The sequence below is a fragment of the Kitasatospora sp. NBC_00315 genome (assembly GCF_041435095.1).
Taxonomy (GTDB): Bacteria; Actinomycetota; Actinomycetes; order Streptomycetales; family Streptomycetaceae; genus Kitasatospora.
The window spans coordinates 5845160-5866924 of record NZ_CP108025.1 but is presented as its reverse complement, the minus strand read 5'-3'; the positions used below and the strand labels follow the sequence as shown (position 1 = coordinate 5866924).

Below are 21765 nucleotides of genomic sequence, written 5' to 3'. Positions count from 1 at the left end.
GCGAGGCCGGCGCCCTGGTGACGGACACCCGCGGGGCGCCCTGGACGCCGGCCTCCGACGGTTTCCTCGCCGCCGCGCCGGGCCTGCACGGTGACGCGCTGCGGCTGCTCGCGACGGTGGTCCGAGAGCGGGTCAGGCGTCGGGCAGGCCGAAGAGTCCGGCCGCGTTGTCGTGGCAGACCGCCCGCAGCCACTCGGGGCCCAGGCCCAGCCCGGCCAGGGCGTGCAGCGCGTCCGCGTACGGATAGGGGATGTTGGGGAAGTCCGTGCCGAGCAGGATCCGGTCCTGGAGGGCGCGCAGACGCGGGAGTTCGGCGGTCGGGAAGGGGTTGTCCCGCTCGGTGAAGGCGGTGAACGCCATGGTGGTGTCCAGCCGGACGCGCGGGTACCGCTCGGCCAGGTCGAGGAACTCCCCGTACTCGGGCAGGCCCATGTGCGCGACGACCAGCGGTAGTTCCGGGTGCCGGCCGAGGACCGCCCCGATCGGCCCCGGTCCGGTGTGCTTGCCGGGGACGGGGCCGGAGCCGCAGTGCGTGACCACCGGGGTGCCGCTCTCGGCGAGCAGGCCCCAGACCTCGTCCAGCAGCGGGTCGGCGGGATCGTAGCCACCGACCTGCAGATGGGCCTTGAAGACCCGGGCTCCTTCGTCGAGTGCCCGCGCCACGTAGTCGGCCGCCCCCGGCTCGGGGAAGAACGTCGCGGTGTGCAGGCAGTCCGGGGTGCGGGCGGCGAAGCCGGCGGCCCAGGAGTTGAGCCAGGCGGCCATCGCGGGCTTGTGCGGGTAGAGCATCGCGGTGAACGCCCGGACGCCGAACTCCCGCAGCCGCCGGACGCGTTCGCCCTCCTCCTCGCGGTAGGCGATCGGCCAGGGGCGGCCGGTCGGCGGCCCGGCGGCGTCGAAGTACGCCCAGACCTTGTCGAGGACGCTCTTCGGCATGAAGTGGGTGTGCACGTCGACCAGGCCCGGCAGGTCCAGGCTCTGCCAGAACGAGCGGACCTCGGCCGCGCTCACGCCGCCACCGGGGTCGCCCGGGCGAGGATCGCGGCGGTGTCCAGGCCGGTCGGCAGGGTGCCGAAGGCACCGCCGTGGTCGCCGCCCAGCCGGGAGGCGCAGAACGCGTCGGCCACCGCCGCACTGCCGTACCGCACCAGCAGGGAGCCCTGGAACGCCAGTGCCATCGCCTCGACCAGGCGCCGGGTGCGGTACTCCAGGTCGGTGAGGTCGCCGAGCTGCTTGCGCAGGGCCGCGACGGCGGCGTCCAGCCGGCGGTCCGCCCCGGCGGCCAGGTCGAGCTCCCCCAGGAACGCCTGGACGCTCTCCGGCCGCTTCGCCATCGCCCGCAGCGCGTCCAGCGCCGCCACGTTGCCGGAGCCCTCCCAGATCGACACCAGCGGCGCCTCGCGGTAGAGCCGGGGCATTCCGGACTCCTCGACGTAGCCGTTGCCCCCCAGGCATTCCAGGGCCTCGGCGGCGTGCGCCGGACCGCGCTTGCAGACCCAGTACTTGGCGACCGCCAACCCGAGCCGGCGGACCAGCACCTCGGTCTCGTTGCCCGCGAGTGCGGCGTCGGTGGCGGCGGCCAGCCGCATGGCGACGGCGGTGGCCGCCTCGGACTCCACCACCAGGTCGGCCAGTACGTTGCGCATCAGCGGCTGCTCGACCAGGGCGGCCCCGAACGCCCTTCGGTGGATGGCGTGGTGGAGCGCCCGGGTGGCGCCCAGGCGCATGCCGGCGGCCGCCCCGAGGGTGCAGTCCAGCCGGGTCATGTTGACCATCTCGATGATGGTCCGCACCCCGCTCCCCTCCTCGCCGACGAGGTGCCCCAGCGCACCGTCGTACTCGATCTCGGCGGAGGCGTTGGACCTGTTGCCCAGCTTGTCCTTGAGCCGCTGGAGCAGGATCCGGTTGCGGGAGCCGTCCGGCAGCACCCGCGGCAGCACGAAGCAGCTGAGGCCGCCCGGGGCCTGGGCGAGGGTCAGGAACAGGTCGGACATCGGCGCCGAGGTGAACCACTTGTGGCCGTTCAGCCGGTAGCCGCCGTCGGCGTGCGGGGTGGCGGTGGTGGTGTTGGCGCGGACGTCGGAGCCGCCCTGCTTCTCGGTCATCGACATGCCGGCGATCAGGCCGCGCTTGGTGAGCGGATCGCGCAACCCGAAGTCGTACGAGGGGGCGGCGAGCAGCGGCTCCAGCTCCTCGGCGAGCGCCGGGGTGGCGCGCAGGGCCGGGACGGCGGCGTACGTCATGGAGATCGGGCAGGTGTGGCCGGCCTCGACCTGGCTCCAGACGTGGAACTTGGCGGCGCGGGCCGCGTGCGCGCCGGGGCGGTTGTCGCGCCAGGGCGCGGCGTGCAGGCCGTGGCTCACGGCGGTGCGCATCAGGTCGTGCCAGTGCGGGTGGAACTCGACCTCGTCGATCCGGTTCCCGAAGCGGTCGTGGGTGCGCAGCACCGGCGGGTGCTCGTTGGCCAGCCTGCCCCACTCGGCGGCCTGTTCGGAGCCGGCCAGGACGCCGAGCTGGTGCAGCTCGGGCTCGGCCCAGCCCGCGCCGGCCCGGTGCAGGGCCTCGATCAGGCCCGGGTCGGCGGCGGTGTCGTGCCCGTAGGGCAGTGGCGCCTGGTTGGTGACCTCATGCGTCGGTGACATCGCGTCCTCCCAGGGCACGAAGGGTGAAGGAGACCAGGCCGGGAGTCACCTCGGCCGGGGTGGAGCCGGCGGCGAGCGGCCCGGCCAGGGCCTCCGCGACGGCGCCGACCAGTGCGGCGGCGGTGAGATCCGGATCCTGGGCGGGCAGGTGGCCGGTCGCGACGGCCGCCGCGACCTGGGTGGCGATCACGTCGCGAAAGGCCCGGCGGAAGACCAGCCGCTCGGTGTCCACGACGGCGTCGGCGGGCTCGACCAGCAGCGCGTACGCGAGCCTGGGCGCCCTGAGCGCGCGGGCGGCGAAGGTCTCCACCACGGCCGCGACCCTGGCCTGCGGGGTGTCCCGGCGGGCCACGGCCTCGTTGACGGCGGCGATCTCCCGGGTGACCACCCGGCGGAACAGCTCCACGGACAGCTCCGCCTTGTTGGCGAAGTGCTGGTAGAGGCTGCCGGTGGCGATCCCGGCCCGGTCGGCCACCGCCGCCATCGAGCACCCGCCGTAGCCCCGGTCGGCGAGCAGCCCGACGGCGGCCTGGAGCACCGCCTCGCGCTGGGCGTCCAACCGGGCCTGGACGGCGGGTGTGCGTCGATAGGGCATGCGAAGTATTGAATCACCGATTCAATACTTCGACCAGGGGGCGCGCCACAACACGCCGGTGGGCCGCCCGCGCGACGCGGGCGGCCCACCGGGGTGGAACGGGTGCCACCGGAGTGGAACGGGGTGCTACGGGCGCGGCAGCGCGCAGCCCGCGCGGGTGAGGTCGAGACGGTTTCCGGCCGCGAAGCAGGCCGGGATCCCGTACGTCTCCTCGGCGTAGTTGATGCCCTTGCGGACCGTCACCACGCCGTTCTGGTCGACCTCGCAGGGATTGTCGACGGTGCAGCTGGCGCCGTCCTCGTTGCCGGTGTTGTTCACCGCGACGACCTCACCCGTGGCGGTGTCGATCACGGGCGAACCGGAGGTCCCGCCGATGGTGTCGCAGCTGGAGGTGTAGCGCAGCGAGTCCTTCCAGGTCCAGCCGCCCTCCTTGAGGCGGTAGACGAAACCGTCGACCGAGCAGGAGTAGGTCTTCTTCCAGTACCCGGAGACGACCTTGATCGAGGTGCCCTGCACCGGGTGGCTCGCCGAGAGGGTGAGCGGGGAGATCCCGTAGCGCGAGGTGATCGAGGCGTACGTACTGTCGAGCTGGTAGAGCGTCACGTCGGTGTCGGTCATGGTGCTGTAGACGACCTTGACGGCGCGCAGCGTGCCGAGCCGGGCGGCGGAGGCGCTGAGCAGGGTGAAGGTGCGGCTGGAGGTCTGGTTGACGACGACCTGGCCGGCGGCGGGCATGCCGCTCTCCAGGCAGTGGCCGTTGGTGAGGATCAGGGCCGGGTCGCCCGCCGCCGAGGCCGGCAGGCGGACGAGCGAGCCGGAGCAGTTGCTGAGCGCCACCGTCCCGGCGAAGTTGACGGTGACGGCGGGGGTGGCCGTGACGGTGGCGGCGGCAGGGGCGGCGCCGGCGAGGGCGCTCGCCCCGGCCAGCAGGAGTGCGGTGAGCACGCCTATGAGCGGCTTCTTCATGGGAGGGCCTCTCGGTGTGTGGGGTGCACCAAAATTGGCGCGAGCATGACCAGATGTCAAGATGCCCGCGCCGCCGAGAGGCCGCGTCGACGAGGTGTCAGTTGTCCTTCCAGTGGCGGCGGCCCAGGCTGACCAGCCGCAACTGCATCCGGGCGGTGGCCGCGATCCGCGCGGCCACCGCCGGGTCCTCGGGCGGCGCCTCCAGGAAGGACGCGGCGGTCGACACCATGTGCTCGACGTAGAGCTGCGCGAGCATGCGCAGCTCCCCCGCGTCCCAGCCGCGCGAGGCCGGCTGCCGCGCGAGCGCGGCGCCGACCTCCTCGGCGAACCGGCCCAGCTCCGCCGCGATCGCCTCGCGCACCTGCCGGACTCCCCCGTGGCGCTCGCGCGCCAGGAAGCGCATGTGAGCCGGGTTGGCCCGCACGTGCAGTTCGATGACCTCGACCGTACGGTCGATCAACTCCTCGGCCCCGCCGCGCTCCTCCAGGACCGCGCGCACCAGCACGTGCAGGCTGGCGAGCGACTCCTCGACCAGGGCGACGCCGAGGTCGGCGAGATCGCGGAAGTGCCGGTAGAACCCCGCCGGGGACATCCCGGCGGCCCGGGTCACCTCGCGGACGCCGAGGCCGGCGAGGTTCTGCGCCTCCAGCAGGCGCAGGCCCGCGTCCATCAACGCGCGCCGGCTCTGCTGCTTCTGGGCCTGTCTGATCCCCACACTGTGACTCACGTCATTCAGTAAACAACTGTTTGCCGACTTCCGCCAGCGTAGAGTGGAACTCGGCGAACACTTGTCATCCCAACTGTTCGCCGAACCGTCCTGCCGTCACCGGCCGACCCGCAGAAAGGCCGCACCATGATCCTCCTCGCCGCGCTGGTCGCCATGGGAATCCTCATCGGCGCCGCCGCCCACACCCCGCTGCCCGTCTTCCTCCTCGCCGCCGCCGCGATCGCCGCCTGGCTGCTGGCCTTCGGCGCCCGCGAGGGCCTCGCCCGGCTCCGGCACCGCTGATCCCTCCCGCCCGACGGAACGGCCCGACCACCCGAGGAGCACCCTGTGAACAGCACCACCCCGACCACCCGCCCGCGCACCGTCGCCGAAGCGGACAACCTGGCCGTCGCCTCCTTCCTGCTCGGTCTGCCGGGCCTACTGCTCTTCAACATCGCGCTCGGCCCGCTCGCCGTCACGCTCGGCGTCCTCGCACTCGTCCGTGGCACCGCGCGCCGCGGCCGGGCCCTGCTGGGCGTCCTGCTCGGCGTCGCCGACCTCGCGGTGCTGGCCGCGACCACCGCCACCGCCCACGGCACCCTCTGGCACCTGGGCTGACCGGCGCCCGGCGGACCCCGGCGCCCCGTCGTCGGCCGCCACCACCCTGGTGATCGCGAGCACCGCCATGTCGTCCGTGCTGCGCCCACCGGTCCAGAAGGCGACGTCGCGGGTCAGGGTGTCGATCACGGACCGCGGCGAGGGATAGGGCCCCCAGTACCCGAGCCGGGCCGCCGGGTCGTAGAACTCCCCGGCCCGGTCGCGTGCCTCCGTCACCCCGTCGGTCACCAGCAGCAGGACGGCCTTCGGCCGCAGTTCGAAGACGTCCGGCACCGTGCGGCGGGCCGCGAGCCCGCCGAAGGACAGCGGCAGGTCCGCCTCCGCCGGCGAGAGCGTGCGCACGCCGGTGCCCTCCAGCAGATAGGCCGGCGGGTGCCCCCGGTTGAGCAGCCGCAGCGTTCCGCCGTCCGGGGTGATCTCGCCCAGCAGCGCGGTGGTGAAGCCCTCCTCCCGGTCCAGGTCCTGCCGGCGCTCGCCCTCCCGGAGCAGCGCGTGCTCCAACCGGGCGGCCAGCGCGGGCAGGTCCGGTGCGTTCTCGGCCGCCTCCCGGAAGGCACCCAGCAGGACGGAGACGGCGCCCACCGCACCCATCCCCTTGCCGCGGACGTCGCCGATCAGGAACCTGGGGCCGTACGGGGTGCGCTGCACGGCGTAGGCGTCGCCGCCGATCCGTGCCTCGCTCTGAGCGGCCTCGTAGCGGGCCGCGATCCACAGCGGCCCCAGGGTGGCCGGCGGGACGGGCAGCACCGCCCGCTGCGCCGCCTCGGCCACCGAGGCGACCGCGGTGAGGCGCCGGTCCTGCCGGGCGATCACCTGGTTGACGTACAGCGCTCCCAGGCCGGCGAGCAGCACGTTGCCCATCTCGCTGGCACCGCGCGCGTGCCCGAAGGTCCCGTGGTGGGCCGAGAGCCCGACGGCGGCCAGCACCGCCACCGCCCAGACCAGCAGGGTGGCCCGCAGCCGCAGGGTCGCCCCGGCGGTGACGCAGGCGACGGCCAGCAGCGGGCCCCCGTTGTAGCCGTCGGGCGTGAAGTGGTCGACGCCGACGCCGAGGGCCAGGATCGCGGCGGGCACCCAGCGCACGAGCTCCGCTCCCGGGCGGGCACGGCTCTGCATCGCTCTCCTCCCGCGCGGGGCGGCCACCGGCGTTCGGCGGTCGGCGCCTCCAGCATCGCCCACAGCCGTCCCGGCGGCGCTCCGGAACGGCTGTGGTCGCACCCGGCGGGCACGTGGTGGCGCGTGCCGGCACGTGGTGCCCAGCGGACGTGCTCAGGTGGCGTGCTCAGCGGACGTGCTCAGGTGGCGTGCTCAGCGGGCGTGCTCAGCGGGCGTGCTCAGGTGGCGTGCTCAGGTGGCGGCGACGGCGTGCAGGATCTCCAGTCGGGCCGCCCGCCGGGCCGGCCGCAGTCCCGCCACCGCGCCGGCCAGCAGTCCCGCGCCCAGCACCACGGCGAGCTGCACCGGCGGGACGGCGAACGAACCGGTCCCCGCGCGGTCCGAGGCGCGGACCAGCGCCCAGCCGAGGAACACCCCCAGGCCCAGGCCGCCGACCGTGCCGAACGCGGCGACCAGCACGGACTCCCAGCGCACCATCGCGCGCAGCTGGCCCCGGGTCTGGCCGACCGCCCGCAGCAGGCCGAGCTCGCCGGTCCGCTCGTGGACCGCCAGGGTCAGCGTGTTGGCGATGCCCAGCAGCGCGATCAGCACGGCCAGCGCGAGCAGGGCGTAGACCACCGAGAGCATCATGTCGACGCCCGAGGCGGCGCTCGCCGCGTACGCGTCGCGGTCCTGCACCTGCGGGTCCCCGAACGGCGCGGCGGCCCGCCGGACGGCGGCCGAGCCGTCCGGGAGCGACACGCCGTCCCTGAGCGCGACGGCCACCAGGGTGTCGCTGTCCTGGCCCCGGTGCGGGGCCCAGGCCTCCCGGGTGACCAGGTAGTCGCCGGCCGGGGTGCCGCCCTCGTACAGCGCCCGGACGGTGAACGGGCCCGTGACGCCGTCGGTGAAGCCCACCGTGACGGTGCTGCCGAGCCGCCACCCGCGGCTCGCCGCCTCGCCCCGGGAGACGGCGAGGCCGTCGGTGCCGAGCGCGGCCATCGATCCGTCCACCCGGCCGAGGTCGAGGACGCCGGCCAGCCGGGGCGGGTCGGTGACGTCCAGGGTGCGGCCGTGGCCGTCGATCCGGGCGACGCCCCGGCCCAGACCCACCGTCTGCCGGACTTCGGGCAGTGCGGCGAGCGCGTCGGCGAGTTCGGGGCTGACTCCGCTGCCACCGGCTCCGAAGGAGGGCGCGGTGACCGCCAGATCGCCGGCGAAGGAGTCCGCGACCGTCCGGTCCAGGGTCGCCCTGACGGACGCTCCGAAGACGGTGAACAGCGTGACCACGGCGACGCCGATCATCAGCGCGGTCGCGGTGGCGGCGGTCCGCCGGGGGTTGCGGGCGGCGTTGCGGGCCGCCAGGACGCCCGAGACGCCGCGCAGGGCGGCCAGCGGGGTGCCCAGCACCCGCACGGCGCGGGCGGCCGCGACGGGGCCGAGCACCACCACCCCGGCGAGCACGGCCAGTGCCCCGGCCGCGGTCAGCGCCACGGACGGGCCGTCGCTCGCGCCCAGCACCGTCGCCGGGACTCCGCCCGCGAGCAGCGCCGCGCTCACCGCGGGCCGCAGCCACCCGGCCCGGCCCTCGGCGGCGCGGTCCACGGCGGCCTCCCGCAGCGCGGCGAGCGGAGCGGTCCGGCCGGCCCGGACGGCGGGCAGCAGCGCTGAGCCGACCGCGACGAGGGTGCCCACGACGAGCGGCAGCACGACGGCGGCGGCACTGACCACCGTGCCACCCGTCGGCAGCGAGAAGCCGAGGGCCGAGAACAGCGCCTTGAGGCCGGTGGCGACGCCGACCCCGCCGAGCAGCCCGCCGAGCGAGGCGAGCAGGCCGACCGCCAGGGCCTCCGCGAGAGTCGCCCCCAGGACCTGCCCCCGCGCCGCGCCGAGCGCCCTGAGCAGGGCGTTCTCCCGGGTGCGCTGGGCGACCACGATGGCGAAGGTGTTGTGGATGGTGAAGGTCGCCACCAGCAGCGCGATGCCCGCGAAGACCAGGAGGAGCGTGGTGAACAGGTCCAGGAACCGTCCGGAGACCTGTTCGGTGCTCTCGGCGGTGGCGGCCGCCCCGGTGACTGCCTCGACGCCGGACGGCAGCCACGGGGTGATCGCCCGGACCAGCTCGGCCTGGGAGGTGCCGGCCGTCGCCCGTACCTGGACCGAGCTCGCCTGCCCGGCCCCCTTCGGGGTGAGGTGGCGCTCCGCGTCGTCGAGGGTCAGGCCGGTGAAGGTGCTGGGGCCCATCCCGTCGGCGCTCCCGCCGAAGGTGGCGATGCCGACGACGGTGATCCGCACCGGATCGGGCGTGCGCAGCACGGTGCTGTCGCCCAGGTGCAGCCCGCCGCTCCTCGCCGCGCCCCGGTTGATCACCGCCTCGCCGGGCGCCGCCGGTGCCCGGCCCTCGGCCAGCCGGTAGGGGTTGAGCACGGGGTCGGCGAGCCAGTTGCCGGCCAGCGTGGGCGGGCCCTGGCCGCCGACCGGCCGGCCGTCGCCGCCCACCAGCTGGCCGGCGCCCAGGACGGACGCCTCGGCGGCGGCCACCCCGGGGACGGTGCGCAGCCGCTCGGCGAGCGCGGCGTCCAGCGGGGCCCGTACGCCGCCGGGGGTGCCCGGGGAGTCCAGCACGTCGGCGCTGCGGACCACCGCGTCGGTGCCGGCGTCGGCGTCCGCGAACAGGGTGTCGAAATTGGCCCGCAGGGTGTCGCCGAGCACCATCGTGCCGGTCAGGAAGCTGACGCCGAGCAGGACGGACAGCAGGGTGCCGGCCAGCCGCCGGCGGTGGGCGCGCAGCGAGCGCAGCGAGATCCGCAGGGTGGCGGCGACCGGGGTCACGACCGCCCCCGATCGAAGGCCTTCATCCGGTCCAGCACTCCGTCGGCGGTGGGGGACGGCATCCGGTCGACCAGCCGGCCGTCGGCGAGGAAGAGCACCCCGTCGGCGTACCCGGCGGCGACCGGGTCGTGGGTGACCATGACCACGCAGCCGCCCATCCCGTCCACCGCCGTCCGCAGCAGGCCGAGCACCTCGGCCCCGCTGCGGGAGTCGAGGTTGCCGGTGGGCTCGTCCGCGAAGACCACCTCGGGCCGGCCGGCCAACGCCCTGGCCACCGCCACCCGCTGCTGCTGGCCGCCGGAGAGCTCGCCGGGGCGGTGGTGCAGCCGGTCGCCGAGGCCGGTCACCCCGATCAGGGTGTCCAGCCACCGCTGGTCGGGCGCGGTTCCCGCCAGGTCCAGCGGGAGGGTGATGTTCTCCCGCACCGTCAGGGTCGGGACGAGGTTGAAGGCCTGGAAGACGAAGCCGATCCGCTCCCGGCGCAGCAGTGTGAGGCGGCGGTCGTCCAGCGTGCCGAGTTCGGTGCCGCCGAGGTGGGCGCTGCCCGAGGTGAGCGTGTCCAGCCCGGCCGCGCAGTGCATCAGGGTGGACTTCCCGGAGCCGGAGGGGCCCATGATCGCGGTGAAGCGGCCGGCGGGGAACTCGACCGTGACGTGGTCCAGGGCGCGGACCCGGGTGTCACCGACGCCGTGGTCCTTCACGGCGTCGGTGACCCGGGCGGCGGCGGTCACGACGTCGAGCGCGCTCACGCGGCCCCGCCCTTGCGCGGGCGGGTGTCCCCGGTCTCGGTGAGCACGGCGTGCCGGGCCCGGTACTCGTCGGCCTCGATGTCGCCCTCGGCGTAGCGGCGGCCCAGGACCGCGAGCGGACCCTCGGGGCGGCCGGCGGCGCAGCCGCGCCGCCGGGCGGTCCGGCGCAGTACCAGGACGACCAGGGACACCACGGCGATCCAGACCAGCGGGACCAGCAGGATCCAGGGGCCGGGGCCGTTCCAGTCGTGGGCGGCCGACAGGGTGGTCATCACGGTTCATCTCCTCGGTGGCGGGCTCCTCCCCGGACGTTTCCGGGGTACTCCGAGCATTCCGCCGAGGGCGCGCGGGCGCGTCGTACCGGCAGCGGCCGTGCGGATACCGCGTGGGGAGTAGACCGGGCCGCCGGGCGTACTCAGCCCAGCCAGCCCGGCCGGACCAGTCCGGACTCGTACGCGAGCACCACGAGTTGGGCGCGGTCGCGGGCGGCGAGCTTCACCATGGCCCGGCTGACGTGGGTCTTGGCGGTCAGCGGGCTGACCACCAGGCGCCGGGCGATGTCCTCGTTGGACAGGCCCATCCCCACCAGGGTGAGCACCTCGCGTTCGCGTTCGGTGAGCAGCGCGAGGCCGGCGGCCGTGGCCTGCGGGGCCTTGGAGCGGGCGGCGAACTCGCCGATCAGCCGGCGGGTCACCCCCGGCGACAGCAGCGCGTCGCCGGCCGAGGCGACCCGCACGGCGCGCAGCAGGTCGGCCGGCTCGGTGTCCTTCACCAGGAAGCCGGCGGCGCCCGAGCGGAGTGCCTCGAAGACGTACTCGTCGAGTTCGAAGGTGGTCAGCACGACCACCCGGACGGCGTCCAGGGCCGGATCCCGCGCGATCCGTCGGGTGGCGGCCAGACCGTCCAGCCGGGGCATCCGGATGTCCATCAGGACGACATCGGGGGTGAGTTCACGGGCGAGGCGCACGGCGTCCTCGCCGTCGCCCGCCTCGCCGACCACCCGGAGGTCGTCCTGCGCGTCCAGCAGGGCCCGGAAGCCCGCCCTGACCAACGCCTGGTCGTCCGCCAGCAGGACCCGGATCATCGCGTTCTCCCTCACTCGCCGCCCCGTCCGGCCGTGGGCCCGGTGGCCAGCACGGCGCGGACCCGGAAGCCGCCCTCCGGCAGCGGGCCGGCCTCCAGAGTGCCGCCGAACGCCGCCGCGCGCTCGCGCATGCCGACCAGTCCGCTGCCGGAGCCGCCGGCGTCCCCGTGCCCGGCCGGGCCCGGATCCTCGACCCGGACGGTCAGGGCGGCCGCCTCCCGCCAGTCCAGCAGGACGTTCGCGCGGCGCGCCGTCGAGTGGCGGATCACGTTGGTGAGCGCCTCCTGGACGATCCGGAAGGCGGCCAGGTCGACGCCGGGCGGCAGCGGCCTCGGCGGGCCGACCGCGTCGACCGTGACCGCCAGGCCCGCCCGCCCGGCCTGTCCGGCCAGTTCGTCCAGGCGGGCCAGCCCCGGCGCGGGGCCGCGCGGGGCGGCGGCGCCGGGTGTACGCAGGGTGCCGAGCACCTGGCGCACCTCGCCTAGCGCCTCCTTGCTGGCGCTCTTGATCGTGGTCAGCGCGGTGCGGGCCTGTTCGGGCCGGGTGTCCAGCAGTTCCAGTGCGACGCCCGCCTGGATGTGGATCAGCGAGATGCTGTGGGCCAGGATGTCGTGCAGCTCGCGGGCCATCCGCAGGCGCTCCTCGTCCGCCCGACGACGCTCCGCCTGCAGCTGGAACTCCCGGTGCGCGGCCATGCGTTCGCGCCGGAAGCGCAGGATCTCGGCGACCGCGACCACCAGCAGCAGCCAGGCGGTGGCGCCCAGCTCCTGCCACCAGGGGAGCCTCGGCGTTCCCGCCCGCGACCAGTCGGCCGGCAGCGCGAAGCCGACCAGGGCGTGCGCCAGGTAGGCGGCCCCCAGGGCCGTCCAGGCCGCCCGGCGGTGACCGCTCTGCACGGCGGCGACGACCGCGACCACCAGGCTCACGAAGAACGGGCCGTACGGGTAGCCGGCCAGCAGGTAGCCGATGGTGACGGCCGACACGCCCGCCACCACGGCGACCGGCCGGCGGCGGCGCAGCACGAGCAGCGCGGGGCCGAGCAGGAGCAGCAGGTAGCCGAGGGCGTCCAGCGGGACCCGGCCCGACTGGTGCCGGGCCGCCACGGTGCTGCCGCCGACCTGGATCACGGCGACCGCCAGGGCGGAGGCCACCGGCCAGCCGGCCTTGGCGGCGCGCACCCACGGCGGGCGCCAGGGCGCGGGGGCGTCGGGTTCGGGGGCCATGACCGGAAGGCTAGACCGGTCGGGCCGGACGGCGCGTCAGCCCGGCGTGGCAGTCGGACGTACTCCCCCGGGAGTACGGCGTTTTACTCCGCCCAGTGGTCTATACCTGACAGTAGTTGTCGCATTCCCGTCAACTTTAAGAAGATAACGAATTATGCATCTCCGGGGCTAAGTGGCCTTTAGTTATTGACGGCAAGTGCTACAGAGGGTTTGACTCCGACGTCGGCCGCGACGAAGCGGCGCAGTCTGGAGGCACCACCCCGCATGAACGCATGGACGCGTCGCACCATCAGCGGCTCCGCCGCGCTCTCGCTCGCACTTCTCTCGCTCACCGCGTGCGGGTCCTCGGGCTCGGGCCCGGGCGCGGACAGCATCGCCAACACCACGGTCGGCCTGCTATTGCCGGAGAAGTCCTCGTCGACCCGGTACGAGGCATTCGACAAGCCACTGATCGAGAAATCCGTCGCGTCCCTCTGCACCAAGTGCACCATCGACTACGCCAACGCGGACAACAACGAGACGACCCAGAAGATGCAGTTCGACGCTCTTCTGGAAAAGGGCGTCAAGGTCATCCTGCTCGACCCGGTCAACGCCAAGGACACCGCGCCGTGGATCGAGGCGGCCAAGGCCAAGGGCGCCAAGGTCGTCGCCTACGACCGTCTGGCCTCGGGCGACGTCGCCGCGTACGTCTCCTTCGACAATGCCAGGACGGGTGAGCTCCAGGGCAACGCCCTGCTCGACGCGCTCGGCCCGAAGGCCACCGACGCCAACGTCGTGATGATCAACGGCGCCGAGTCCGACCCGAACGCCGCGTCGTTCAAGTCCGGGGCGCACAAGTCCCTGGACGGCAAGGTCAAGGGAATCGTCTACGAGCAGTCCGGCGAATGGAAGCCGGACGTGGCGGCGCAGAAGATGAACGACGCCATCCACAAGCTCGGAAAGACCGGTTTCCAGGCGGTCTACGTCGCCAATGACGGGATGGCCGCCTCGGTCATCGAGACCCTCAAGGCCGCCGGCATCAAAAACGTCCCCGTCGGCGGCCAGGATGCCTCGGTCGACGCCGTCCAGCGGGTGCTGACCGGTGAGCAGACGTACACCATCTACAAGCCGTACCAGCCCGAGACGGATGCGGCCGGCACCATCGCCGTTCTTCTTCTGAAGGGACTGGACGTCAGTTCCGTCGCCAGCTCGATCACCGAGAGCAACGGGGCGCACATTCCCTCGATGCTGCTGACCCCGATCGTGGTGACCAAGGCGAAGGTCGCCGTCACGGTGATCGACGGTGGCCTGTACACGAAGGACGAGGTCTGCACCGCGGCGTTCACGGACGCCTGCGCGGCGGCCGGCATCCAGTAGCCCGCCCTCGGCCCGCACCTCCCGGTACCTCACCGGGCGCGGAGCCCCACGACTGCTGCGGCCGGTGACGGGACTCACCGGCCGCAGCCGGGACGGCGGACCGCGGACCGCGGACCGCGCAACCGCACGGGTGACGCGATCGGCGGGGCCAGCGGCAGCCTCCTGCTACGCCCGGGCCACCGCGGCCGAGCGGCGGTCGAACACCTCCGTGCGGGCGGTGCGCAGCGCCGTGGACAGCGCGCCGATCAGCACCGCCTCGTCGCCCAGCAGGCTGGGCGCCAGCCGGGGGCGCAGCGGGGTGAGCGCGGCCAGGGCCTCCTCCACGCGGTCGATCAGCAGATCCGAACTGTGCCCGATGCCACCGCCCAGCACCACCAGATCCGGGTCGATGACCGAGGACACCACCGCCACCACGTAGGCCAGTTGCTCGGCCTCGCGCTGGACGGCGGCGAGTGCGGCCGGATCGCCGGCCCGGGCCGCGTCGAAGACCTGCTTCGCCGTGGCCGCGCCCCGCAGACCGAACTCGGCGGCCGTACGGACCACGGACTCCGCCGAGGCCGCCGAATCCAGCATGCCGCGCCGCTGGTCCGGCTCGGCGCCGGAGTCGGCGTGCGCACCGCCGTACGGGCCCGGCAGCGGCAGGAACCCGATCTCGCCGGCCGCGCCGTGCGCCCCGCGCTGCAGCTTGCCGCCGGAGACCACGCCCATCCCCACCCCGGTACCGATCAGCAGGTAGACGAAGTGCGGGGAGCCGACACCCGCACCTCGCGCGTACTCGCCCAGGGCCGCCAGATTGGCGTCGTTGTGCACGCTGATCGTGGTGCCGAGCGCCTCCCGGATCCGGTCGAAGAGCCCGCGCCGGCCCCAGCCCGGTAGTTGGGCGGCGTAGCGGACGCGCTGCTCCGACTCGTCCCAGACACCCGGGGTGCCGATCGCGGCGTGCACGACGGCGCCCGGCTCGATCCCGGCCTCCTCGATCGCGGCGCGGGCCTCGCCGAGCACGGCGTCCGCCACCTCGTCGGCGCTGCTGCCCCGGTTCGGGACGTCCCGGCGGGCCCTGATCCCGCCGGCCAGGTCGGCGACCGCGATCCGCAGCCGGCCCCGGCCGATGTCGACACCGAGCACGTGGCCCGCGCTCGGATCCGGCTCGTACAGCACCGCGGTCCGCCCCCGCCCCGGCGCCAGCAGACCGGCCTCCCGGGCCAGTCCGGCCAGCTCCAGGGTGGCCAGCGCGGCCGAGACCGTGGGCTTGGAGAGGCCGGTGTCCCGGGCCAGTTGGGCGCGCGACGCGGGCCCGGTGGTGCGCAGCCGCTCCAGCAGCAACCACTCGTTGTTGCTGCGGAGCCGCTGTCTGCTCCAGGGTTGCTCGGGCTCGGCGCCCGGCCCCGGATCGGGGCTCCGGTCCGAGGCCGGAGCTGCTCCGGCGGCCGGGTGGGAGCTCATGGTCGCCTCCGCGCAACGATGGGGTGCTGTTGATCAGCTCTCTGCCTCCGCAACTGTAAGCGCCGACCCCGCCGCTCCGGGTGCCGGTCGGCCGGGCCGGCCGGGGCCGGGCGGTCCGGTACCCGGCGGGGCGGGGTCGGCGGTACCAAGAGCGGCGGGCCGGCGGGGCGGGCGAACGGTCGGGCCGTCAGACGGTCAGCAGGCTCGGATCGGCCGCCTTGTCGACCGGCAGGAAGTCGTCCGGGACGGGGTACTGGCCCAGGACGTAGTTGAGGATCGCCGCGTGCATCGCCTCGACCGGCGCGATGCCGGCGGCGGTGGCGATCCCGGCCGGACTGGTCACGTGGTAGGTCGCGAAGAGGTACGTCTGCGCGGCCTGGTCCTCCAGGCCGAGGGCCAGCCGGGCGACCGCGCCCACGTCGGTGGCGCTGTTCAGCGCGGCCGTCACGTCCGCCTGGTCGGACAGCGGCACGCCGGAGATGGCGGGCAGCCCGGCCCCGGTCAGGACGGCGTTCCAGGCCTTGGCGTGGTCGGCGTGCTGGGCCATCGCCGAGGTGATGAAGTTGGCGACCGCCGGCGGCACCGCCCCGAGCCTGCCCGCCTTGGCGGAGTCCAGCGCCGCCTGGTAGGCGCCGACGGCCTGGTTCTCCAGCGCGGTGGCCAGCGCGACGACCTGGAGGTCCCCGGTGTACTGGCCGCTCGCGGAGGCCGTCGGCGACGCGCTGCCCGAGCCGGTGGCCGCGGGCACCGGATTCGTGGTGGCGCCGCCGCTGGAACAGGCGGCCAGCGCCAGCGCCGCGGCAGCCCCGCCCGCGCCGAGCAGGAACCGGCGCCGCCCGGCGTCCACCGGCCGGACGCCGGCGCTCCGGGCCCGGATCTCCTCCCCGAGGTCCACCGCGCTCGCCCGCATGGCGGGCAGCGTCTGGCGGTGGGCCTCGTTCATCTCCCTGGTCAGGCAGGTGAGTTCGCGCTCGCTGATCGGCAGCTCCCAGGCACCCCGGGCACCCCGGGCAGCGCCGGGCAGGTCACCGCTGCTCGCAGCACGGCTTGTCACGTCGCGACTGGTCACTTCACAGCCCCTTCACTGATCGGCGAGGCCTCGTTGGTCGAGTAGAAGGCGTCCGGGAATCCGACGCTTCCGGCGGCCGCCGGAAGCTTCGCCGGGTCCACCGGGACGGTGATGAGATCGGCCGCGTTGCCCGCGAGCAGTGCCTGCACCGCCAGCAGGACGGAACGGTGCTGGGCCTCCACCGGAGCCACCGACGCGAAGAGCTTGCGCAGGTCGGCGTTGCTGACCTGGCCGATGTTCTTCGTGTATGTCTGCGCGGCGACGTCCTCCAGCGTGAGGGCCAGCTTCACCACCCCGGCGGCGTCCGTGATGGTGGGCAGCACCTGGTCGACGATCGCCTTGTACTTCGGGTCCGGGCCGCTCTGGGCCTGGCCGCCGCCCTGCGTGGCGGCGGCGTTGAACGCCTGGGCGTGGGCCAGGTGCTGCTCGGTGGTCTTGGCGATGAACGCGGCGACGGTCGCGTTCCCGGACTTGATGAACGGCAGCCCGGCCGCCGTCCGGTAGACGCTCACCGCGAGGTTCTCCAGCGACGCCGCGGTCTGCAGCGCCATGATGTCGTCCGCCGTGATCGCACCGGAGGCGGACCCGGACGCGGCGGAGGCCGACGCGGACCCGGAGGCGGAAGGCGAGGCGGAGGACGAGGGCGAGGCGGCGGCGGCCCTGGCGACGTGCAGCAGCCCGGCCGCGCCGGCCGACCCCGCGACCGTACCGCCGCGCTGCCACCAGCGTCGCGCCGGCCGCACCTCGCCGGCCTCCGAGAAGCCCGCCTCGGCGAAGCCCGCCTCGGCGAAGTCGGCCAGCGCACCGCGGGTGATCCGCATCGCGTCGCTGTTCAGGTCCTGCGACTGTTCGGTGAGCTCTTCCAGCAGTCGGGTGTCGATGTGCTCCTGGCCCATCACGCCCCATCTCTTCGGTGCCCGAGCCGTCACGGGCGTTCAGGGCCTCTTTCGGCACCCGGGATCGGCCGGATTGGCCGATCCCCCCGTCCGGTCGCCGGATTCACCCGCAGGGAGCAACGAAGGTCCGCTCGGCCCGGCCCGGCGCCGGACCGGGTGACGGCCCGGCTCCGACCCCGGTCTGACCTTCCAGCCCTTCCGTTCAAATCAGGCTTACCTGACGTGGACGGAAGGGCTGCCATGCTCCCCCTCGACACCCGCATCCCGGCCCCGAGCGACGCCGAGCGCGTGCGGAGCATCCTCCACTCGGCGTCATCCCTGACCTCGACGACCCGCGCCGGCCGCCGCCCGCCAGCGCCGCCCCCGGCTGCCCACCGAGCACCGCTGACCCGGCGCCGGGGACGGGCGGTGCACCGGTCCGTCCGACGGCGATCCGTGCGCCTTACCAGGGCGTCCCGACGGCCGCCGGCTCCGGGGAGACCGTCAGCCGAGGGCGCCGGGACGCGTCAGGCCGAGGTCGTACGCGAAGATCACCGCCTGGACCCGGTCCCGGGCCCCGATCTTCGCCAGCACCCGCCCGACGTGGGTCTTCACGGTGGACTCCGCGAGGCAGAGCCGCTCGGCGATCTCGCCGTTCGTCCACCCCTGGGCCATCGCCTGCAGGATCCCGCGCTCGCGGTCGGTGAGGGAGCGCAGCCGGGGATCGTCGGCCTCCTCGCCGGGTGCGCGCAGCGGCAGGTGGTGGGCGTAGGCGTCGAGCAGGCGCCGGGTGAGCTTCGGGGCGATCACGGCGTCCCCCGAGGCCACCGCCCGGATCCCGGCGAGCAGTTCCTCGGGCAGCGCGTCCTTGAGCAGGAAGCCGCTGGCCCCGGCCCGCAGGGCGGCGTGGGCGTACTCGTCCATGTCGAAGGTGGTGAGCACCAGCACCCGGGAGCGGCCGCCGGCGGCGACGATCCGGCGGGTGGCCTCGATACCGTCCATGCCCGGCATCCGCACGTCCATCAGCACCACGTCGGGGTGCAGTTCGGCGGTGCGGCGCACGGCGTCGGCGCCGTGCCCGGCCTCGCCGACGACCTCGGTCTCGGGGTGGCTCTCCAGGAGCATCCGGAAGCCCAGTCGCTGGAGCGGCTGGTCGTCGACGATGAGCACGGTGGTCACGAGGAGAGACCTTCGGGGCTGAGGGCGGGCAGGGGGGCGAGGTTGAGCAGGGCCTCCACGGTCCACCCCTCGCCCGGGCGGGGCCCGGCGGTGACGGTGCCGTCGTAGAGCGCGGCGCGCTCACGCATCCCGGCCAGGCCGTGGCCCTCCTCGCCGGGCGGGCGGCCGGCGGGCCCGGGCCCGGCGCCGGCCGCCGGGCCGGTGTCCTGGACCTGGATGCGGACGGCGGCCGGGTCGACGGCGACGTGGAGGCGGGCGCAGGTGTGCGGGCCGGCGTGCTTGAGGGTGTTGGTGAGGGCCTCCTGGACGATGCGGTAGACCGTCAGCTGCGCGCCCCGGTCCAGCGCCTCGAGGTCGCCGCTGGTGCGGTACGTCACCCGGGGTCCGGCCGCCCGGACCCGTTCGCAGAGGCCGTCGAGATCCGCGACACCGGGCTGGGGGCTGTACTCCGGGCCCTCCTGGTGGTCGCGCAGGACACCGAGCATCCGGCGCATCTCGCCGAGCGCCTGCCGGCCCGTGCCGGCGATCAGCTCCAGGGCCTCCTTGCCGCGCTGGGGGCTGAGCTCGGTCGCGTACGCGCCGCCGTCGGCGAGGCCGATGATCACGGACAGGTTGTGGCCGACGATGTCGTGCATCTCGCGGGCCACCCGGGCGCGCTCGGCGGCGGCGGCCAGTTCGCTGCGCTGGTCGCGCTCGATCTCCAGCCGGACCGCGCGCTCGTGCAGCGCGGCCACGTGGGCCCGGCGGATCCGCAGCGCCAGCCCCAGGGCGACCGGCGCGGTGGCGGCGCAGAACAGGAAGAACATGGCGTCGCCGAGGAAGGGCCCGGCCGAGATCTGCACCGCGGCGAAGCCGAGCACGCCCGCCATCACCGCACAGGCCCAGGGCAGGTGCCGCAGCCGGCCGTGCAGGGTGAGGCTGTACAGCGCGATCAGCAGGGCGACGTCCGCGCGCAGCCAGACCATCATGATCCACTGGGTCACGAAGACGGTCGCGATCACCGCGAAGGCGGCGGACGGCGCCCGGCGGCGCCACCACAGGGGCAGCACCAGTCCGGCCTGCAGGAGCAGCGTGCCGGCCGGCGGCAGTCGGGTGATCTTCAGGCGCAGATCGTGCGGGCCCTCGCCGTGGACCAGGTCCGGCACGCAGAACATCAGGAAGACCACGGCCACCACGGCGGTGTCCAGGGCCCACGGGTGGTCCTGGTCGAGCCGGCGCAGCAGGCGCCCGGCCCGGGCCAGCCAGGCGACCAGGGGGTGCCCCCAGAGCGGTTCGAGGCCCGCGGGCTGCGTCCGGGAGGACGCCGGGGCGCCCGTCGTCTCGTCGGTGGTCATGGTGGTCACCCGTCCATAGTGGGCGACGGCCGTCGGCCCGGCTGCCGACCCGCTCGGCTGCCGGGCCGACGGTCGTCGTCGGAGGCGGTGGTGGTCGGGCGTCGGAGGCGGTGGTCGGGCGTCGCCTCCGGGCGCCGGTGGCCGGGCCCCGGTCGCGGGCCCGGCCGGTCGGACGCCGGTCGTCAGGCGTCGGTCCGCACCAGACGCCAGGCGGCGCCCGCCAGTGCCAGCGCCGTCCAGGCGAGGAAGACCAGCAGCCCGGCGCCGGGGGTGAGCGCCGGCGCGGTGTGGTGCAGGGCGAACATCGACTCGCCCGCGTTGCTGGGCAGGTAGGGGCTGATGTGGTCCTGCCACGACGTGGGCAGCAGGCTGACCAGTCCGGGGACCAGCATCAGCGAGGCGACCAGCACCGAGATGCCGCCGGCCACCGAGCGCAGCAGGGCGCCCAGCGCGGTGCCGATCACACCGACCAGGGCCAGGTAGAGCCCGGCGCCGAGCAGGCTGCGGATCACACCGGCGTCCGAGATGCCGAGGGCGGCGGGGGTGCCGGAGACGATCCCGCTGCCGATCAGGAAGGCGACCAGGACTCCGGTCGTGGCGACGACGAGGGCGACCACGCCGTAGACCGCGGCCTTCGACCAGAGCACCGGCAGCCGGCGCGGGACGGCGGCCAGGGTGGAGCGGATCATCCCGGTGGAGTACTCGCCCGCGGTGACCAGCACACCCAGCACGCCCAGCGCGAGCTGGCCGAAGTTCGTGCCGAACAGGGACAGCTGGACGGCGGTGGCGTCGGCGAAGTCCCGGTCCAGCCGGCCGCCCTCGGTGATTCTGGACTTGTAGTGGGCGCAGGCGATCAGGCCGAAGGCCACCACGAAGACCAGGGCCAGGCCCAGGGTGATCCAGGTGGAGCGCAGTGACCAGAGCTTGGCCCACTCGGAGCGCAGCACGCGCCGTGCGGTCACCCGGTACTGCGGGCGCGCCACCGGGGCGGCGCCGGCGCCGGGGGTCTGGATCTCGGTGACGGTGGTCATGCCGCGCTCCCGGGGGTCTCGATGCCGGTGGTCGTTCCGTGGTACTCGACGGCGTCCCTGGTCAGGTCCATGAAAGCCTCCTCCAGCGAGACCGACCTGGCGCTCAGCTCGAAGAGCGCGATGCCGTGCTCGGCGGCCTTCAGGCCGATGGCGCGCGCGGCCAGCCCGGTCACCTGGAGTTCCTCGGAGCCGGCCCGGCCGGTGATGTCCACGCCCGGCGCGCTCAGCAGCTCGCGCAGCCGGGCGGGGTCGGAGCTGGCCACCGTGACCGTGTCGCCGCCGGCCTGGCGCACCAGGTCCTCGACGGTGGTGTCGGCCAGCAGCCGGCCGCGGCCGACCACGATGAGGTGCTCGGCGACCAGCGCCATCTCGCTCATCAGGTGGGAGGAGACGAAGACCGTACGGCCCTCGGCCGCCAGCCCGGTCAGCAGGTTGCGGATCCAGAGCACGCCCTCGGGGTCGAGGCCGTTCACCGGCTCGTCCAGCATGACGGTCGCCGGGTCGCCCAGCAGCGCGGCCGCGATTCCGAGCCGCTGTCCCATACCGAGGGAGAACGCCCCGGCCCGCTTCTTGGCCACCGACTGCAGGCCGGTGAGCTCGATGACCTCCTCGACCCGGCGGCGGCCGATGCCGTGCGTGTAGGCCTGCGCCATCAGGTGGTCGAAGGCCGACCGGCCCGGGTGGATCGACTTGGCCTCCAGCAGCGCCCCGACCTCCTGGAGCGGGGCGTCGTGCTCGGCGTAGCGGCGGCCGTTGACGGTCACCGAACCGGTGGTGGGGGCGTCCAGGCCGACGATCATCCGCATCGTGGTGGACTTGCCCGCGCCGTTGGGGCCCAGGAACCCCGTGACCGAACCGGGCTTCACGGTGAAGTCCAGTCCGTCGACCGCCGTCTTCTCCCCGTAGCGCTTGGTCAGCTGGTGCGCTTCGATCATCGGTTCTTCCCTCACGCTCGGGCGCCGGCCGTC

General features: G+C 74.5%; 20 protein-coding genes. 2 read left to right on the top strand and 18 right to left on the bottom strand.

What is annotated here, in order from left to right:
- Positions 1-132: 132 nt before the first annotated feature.
- The 5 genes from OG823_RS24355 to OG823_RS24335 all read right to left on the bottom strand — a co-directional run bounded on the left by OG823_RS24355 (position 133) and on the right by OG823_RS24335 (position 4930).
- Entirely contained in the window at positions 133-1011 is an 879-nt protein-coding gene (locus OG823_RS24355; protein ID WP_371481835.1) for an amidohydrolase family protein, read from the bottom strand.
- The gene (locus OG823_RS24350; protein ID WP_371481833.1) at positions 1008-2642 is read right to left on the bottom strand and encodes an acyl-CoA dehydrogenase family protein; all 1635 of its coding nucleotides are present in this window, start codon (positions 2640-2642) and stop codon (positions 1008-1010) included. The genes OG823_RS24355 and OG823_RS24350 overlap by 4 nt, the downstream gene beginning before the upstream one ends.
- A complete protein-coding gene (locus OG823_RS24345; RefSeq protein ID WP_371481831.1) occupies positions 2626-3237 on the bottom strand; it encodes a TetR/AcrR family transcriptional regulator in 612 nt (203 codons plus the stop codon). Before OG823_RS24345 ends, OG823_RS24350 begins: the two co-directional genes overlap by 17 nt.
- 126 nt (positions 3238-3363) lie before the next feature.
- Positions 3364-4203, bottom strand: a complete 840-nt coding sequence (locus OG823_RS24340; RefSeq protein ID WP_371481829.1) for a serine protease — start codon at positions 4201-4203, stop codon at positions 3364-3366.
- A gap of 97 nt (positions 4204-4300) precedes the next feature.
- Entirely contained in the window at positions 4301-4930 is a 630-nt protein-coding gene (locus OG823_RS24335) for a TetR family transcriptional regulator (protein ID WP_371481827.1), read from the bottom strand.
- Positions 4931-5056: 126 nt separating this feature from the next.
- Here OG823_RS24335 and OG823_RS24330 point away from each other — a divergent pair, with 126 nt between their 5' ends.
- The gene (locus OG823_RS24330) at positions 5057-5212 is read left to right on the top strand and encodes a hypothetical protein (RefSeq protein ID WP_371481825.1); all 156 of its coding nucleotides are present in this window, start codon (positions 5057-5059) and stop codon (positions 5210-5212) included.
- A gap of 135 nt (positions 5213-5347) precedes the next feature.
- Here OG823_RS24330 and OG823_RS24325 read toward each other — a convergent pair whose 3' ends face one another.
- From OG823_RS24325 to OG823_RS24300, 6 genes are all read right to left on the bottom strand, one after another.
- Positions 5348-6643, bottom strand: a complete 1296-nt coding sequence (locus OG823_RS24325; protein ID WP_371481823.1) for a PP2C family protein-serine/threonine phosphatase — start codon at positions 6641-6643, stop codon at positions 5348-5350.
- Between the two features lie 231 nt (positions 6644-6874).
- Positions 6875-9454 carry an ABC transporter permease gene (locus OG823_RS24320; RefSeq protein ID WP_371481821.1) on the bottom strand — a complete coding sequence of 860 codons (2580 nt, stop codon included), beginning with the start codon at positions 9452-9454 and terminating at the stop codon, positions 6875-6877.
- Positions 9451-10203, bottom strand: coding sequence for an ABC transporter ATP-binding protein (locus tag OG823_RS24315; RefSeq protein ID WP_371481819.1), 753 nt, complete (start codon positions 10201-10203; stop codon positions 9451-9453). Before OG823_RS24315 ends, OG823_RS24320 begins: the two co-directional genes overlap by 4 nt.
- Positions 10200-10475, bottom strand: coding sequence for an SHOCT domain-containing protein (locus tag OG823_RS24310; protein ID WP_371481817.1), 276 nt, complete (start codon positions 10473-10475; stop codon positions 10200-10202). Before OG823_RS24310 ends, OG823_RS24315 begins: the two co-directional genes overlap by 4 nt.
- 143 nt (positions 10476-10618) lie before the next feature.
- Complete coding sequence (locus OG823_RS24305) at positions 10619-11287, bottom strand: response regulator (protein ID WP_371481816.1); 669 nt, start codon at positions 11285-11287, stop codon at positions 10619-10621.
- Positions 11288-11298: 11 nt separating this feature from the next.
- On the bottom strand, positions 11299-12510 hold the full coding sequence (locus tag OG823_RS24300) for a sensor histidine kinase (RefSeq protein ID WP_371481814.1): 1212 nt from the start codon (positions 12508-12510) through the stop codon (positions 11299-11301).
- 264 nt (positions 12511-12774) lie between these two features.
- Here OG823_RS24300 and OG823_RS24295 point away from each other — a divergent pair, with 264 nt between their 5' ends.
- Positions 12775-13866: a sugar ABC transporter substrate-binding protein gene (locus OG823_RS24295; protein ID WP_371481812.1), complete on the top strand. Its 1092-nt coding sequence runs from the start codon at positions 12775-12777 to the stop codon at positions 13864-13866.
- Between the two features lie 165 nt (positions 13867-14031).
- Here OG823_RS24295 and OG823_RS24290 read toward each other — a convergent pair whose 3' ends face one another.
- From OG823_RS24290 to OG823_RS24260, 7 genes are all read right to left on the bottom strand, one after another.
- Positions 14032-15309, bottom strand: coding sequence for an ROK family protein (locus OG823_RS24290; RefSeq protein ID WP_371481811.1), 1278 nt, complete (start codon positions 15307-15309; stop codon positions 14032-14034).
- 187 nt (positions 15310-15496) lie between these two features.
- Complete coding sequence (locus OG823_RS24285; protein ID WP_371481810.1) at positions 15497-16378, bottom strand: ferritin-like domain-containing protein; 882 nt, start codon at positions 16376-16378, stop codon at positions 15497-15499.
- Entirely contained in the window at positions 16375-17274 is a 900-nt protein-coding gene (locus OG823_RS24280) for a ferritin-like domain-containing protein (RefSeq protein WP_371484637.1), read from the bottom strand. Before OG823_RS24280 ends, OG823_RS24285 begins: the two co-directional genes overlap by 4 nt.
- A gap of 483 nt (positions 17275-17757) precedes the next feature.
- Complete coding sequence (locus tag OG823_RS24275; RefSeq protein WP_371481808.1) at positions 17758-18432, bottom strand: response regulator; 675 nt, start codon at positions 18430-18432, stop codon at positions 17758-17760.
- Positions 18429-19775: a sensor histidine kinase gene (locus tag OG823_RS24270; protein WP_371481807.1), complete on the bottom strand. Its 1347-nt coding sequence runs from the start codon at positions 19773-19775 to the stop codon at positions 18429-18431. Before OG823_RS24270 ends, OG823_RS24275 begins: the two co-directional genes overlap by 4 nt.
- A gap of 173 nt (positions 19776-19948) precedes the next feature.
- Positions 19949-20797, bottom strand: coding sequence for an ABC transporter permease (locus tag OG823_RS24265; RefSeq protein ID WP_371481805.1), 849 nt, complete (start codon positions 20795-20797; stop codon positions 19949-19951).
- Positions 20794-21732, bottom strand: coding sequence for an ABC transporter ATP-binding protein (locus OG823_RS24260; protein WP_371481804.1), 939 nt, complete (start codon positions 21730-21732; stop codon positions 20794-20796). Before OG823_RS24260 ends, OG823_RS24265 begins: the two co-directional genes overlap by 4 nt.
- Positions 21733-21765 lie beyond the last annotated feature (33 nt).

Bases quoted from the DNA above. Each gene is read 5' to 3' on its own strand.
- OG823_RS24350 (WP_371481833.1), bottom strand. From the start codon at position 2,642: ATGTCACCGACGCATGAGGTCACCAACCAGGCGCCACTGCCCTACGGG.
- OG823_RS24345 (WP_371481831.1), bottom strand. From the start codon at position 3,237: ATGCCCTATCGACGCACACCCGCCGTCCAGGCCCGGTTGGACGCCCAG.
- OG823_RS24340 (WP_371481829.1), bottom strand. From the start codon at position 4,203: ATGAAGAAGCCGCTCATAGGCGTGCTCACCGCACTCCTGCTGGCCGGG.
- OG823_RS24330 (WP_371481825.1), top strand. From the start codon at position 5,057: ATGATCCTCCTCGCCGCGCTGGTCGCCATGGGAATCCTCATCGGCGCC.
- OG823_RS24325 (WP_371481823.1), bottom strand. From the start codon at position 6,643: ATGCAGAGCCGTGCCCGCCCGGGAGCGGAGCTCGTGCGCTGGGTGCCC.
- OG823_RS24310 (WP_371481817.1), bottom strand. From the start codon at position 10,475: ATGACCACCCTGTCGGCCGCCCACGACTGGAACGGCCCCGGCCCCTGG.
- OG823_RS24305 (WP_371481816.1), bottom strand. From the start codon at position 11,287: ATGATCCGGGTCCTGCTGGCGGACGACCAGGCGTTGGTCAGGGCGGGC.
- OG823_RS24300 (WP_371481814.1), bottom strand. From the start codon at position 12,510: ATGGCCCCCGAACCCGACGCCCCCGCGCCCTGGCGCCCGCCGTGGGTG.
- OG823_RS24295 (WP_371481812.1), top strand. From the start codon at position 12,775: ATGAACGCATGGACGCGTCGCACCATCAGCGGCTCCGCCGCGCTCTCG.
- OG823_RS24290 (WP_371481811.1), bottom strand. From the start codon at position 15,309: ATGAGCTCCCACCCGGCCGCCGGAGCAGCTCCGGCCTCGGACCGGAGC.
- OG823_RS24280 (WP_371484637.1), bottom strand. From the start codon at position 17,274: ATGGGCCAGGAGCACATCGACACCCGACTGCTGGAAGAGCTCACCGAA.
- OG823_RS24265 (WP_371481805.1), bottom strand. From the start codon at position 20,797: ATGACCACCGTCACCGAGATCCAGACCCCCGGCGCCGGCGCCGCCCCG.
- OG823_RS24260 (WP_371481804.1), bottom strand. From the start codon at position 21,732: ATGATCGAAGCGCACCAGCTGACCAAGCGCTACGGGGAGAAGACGGCG.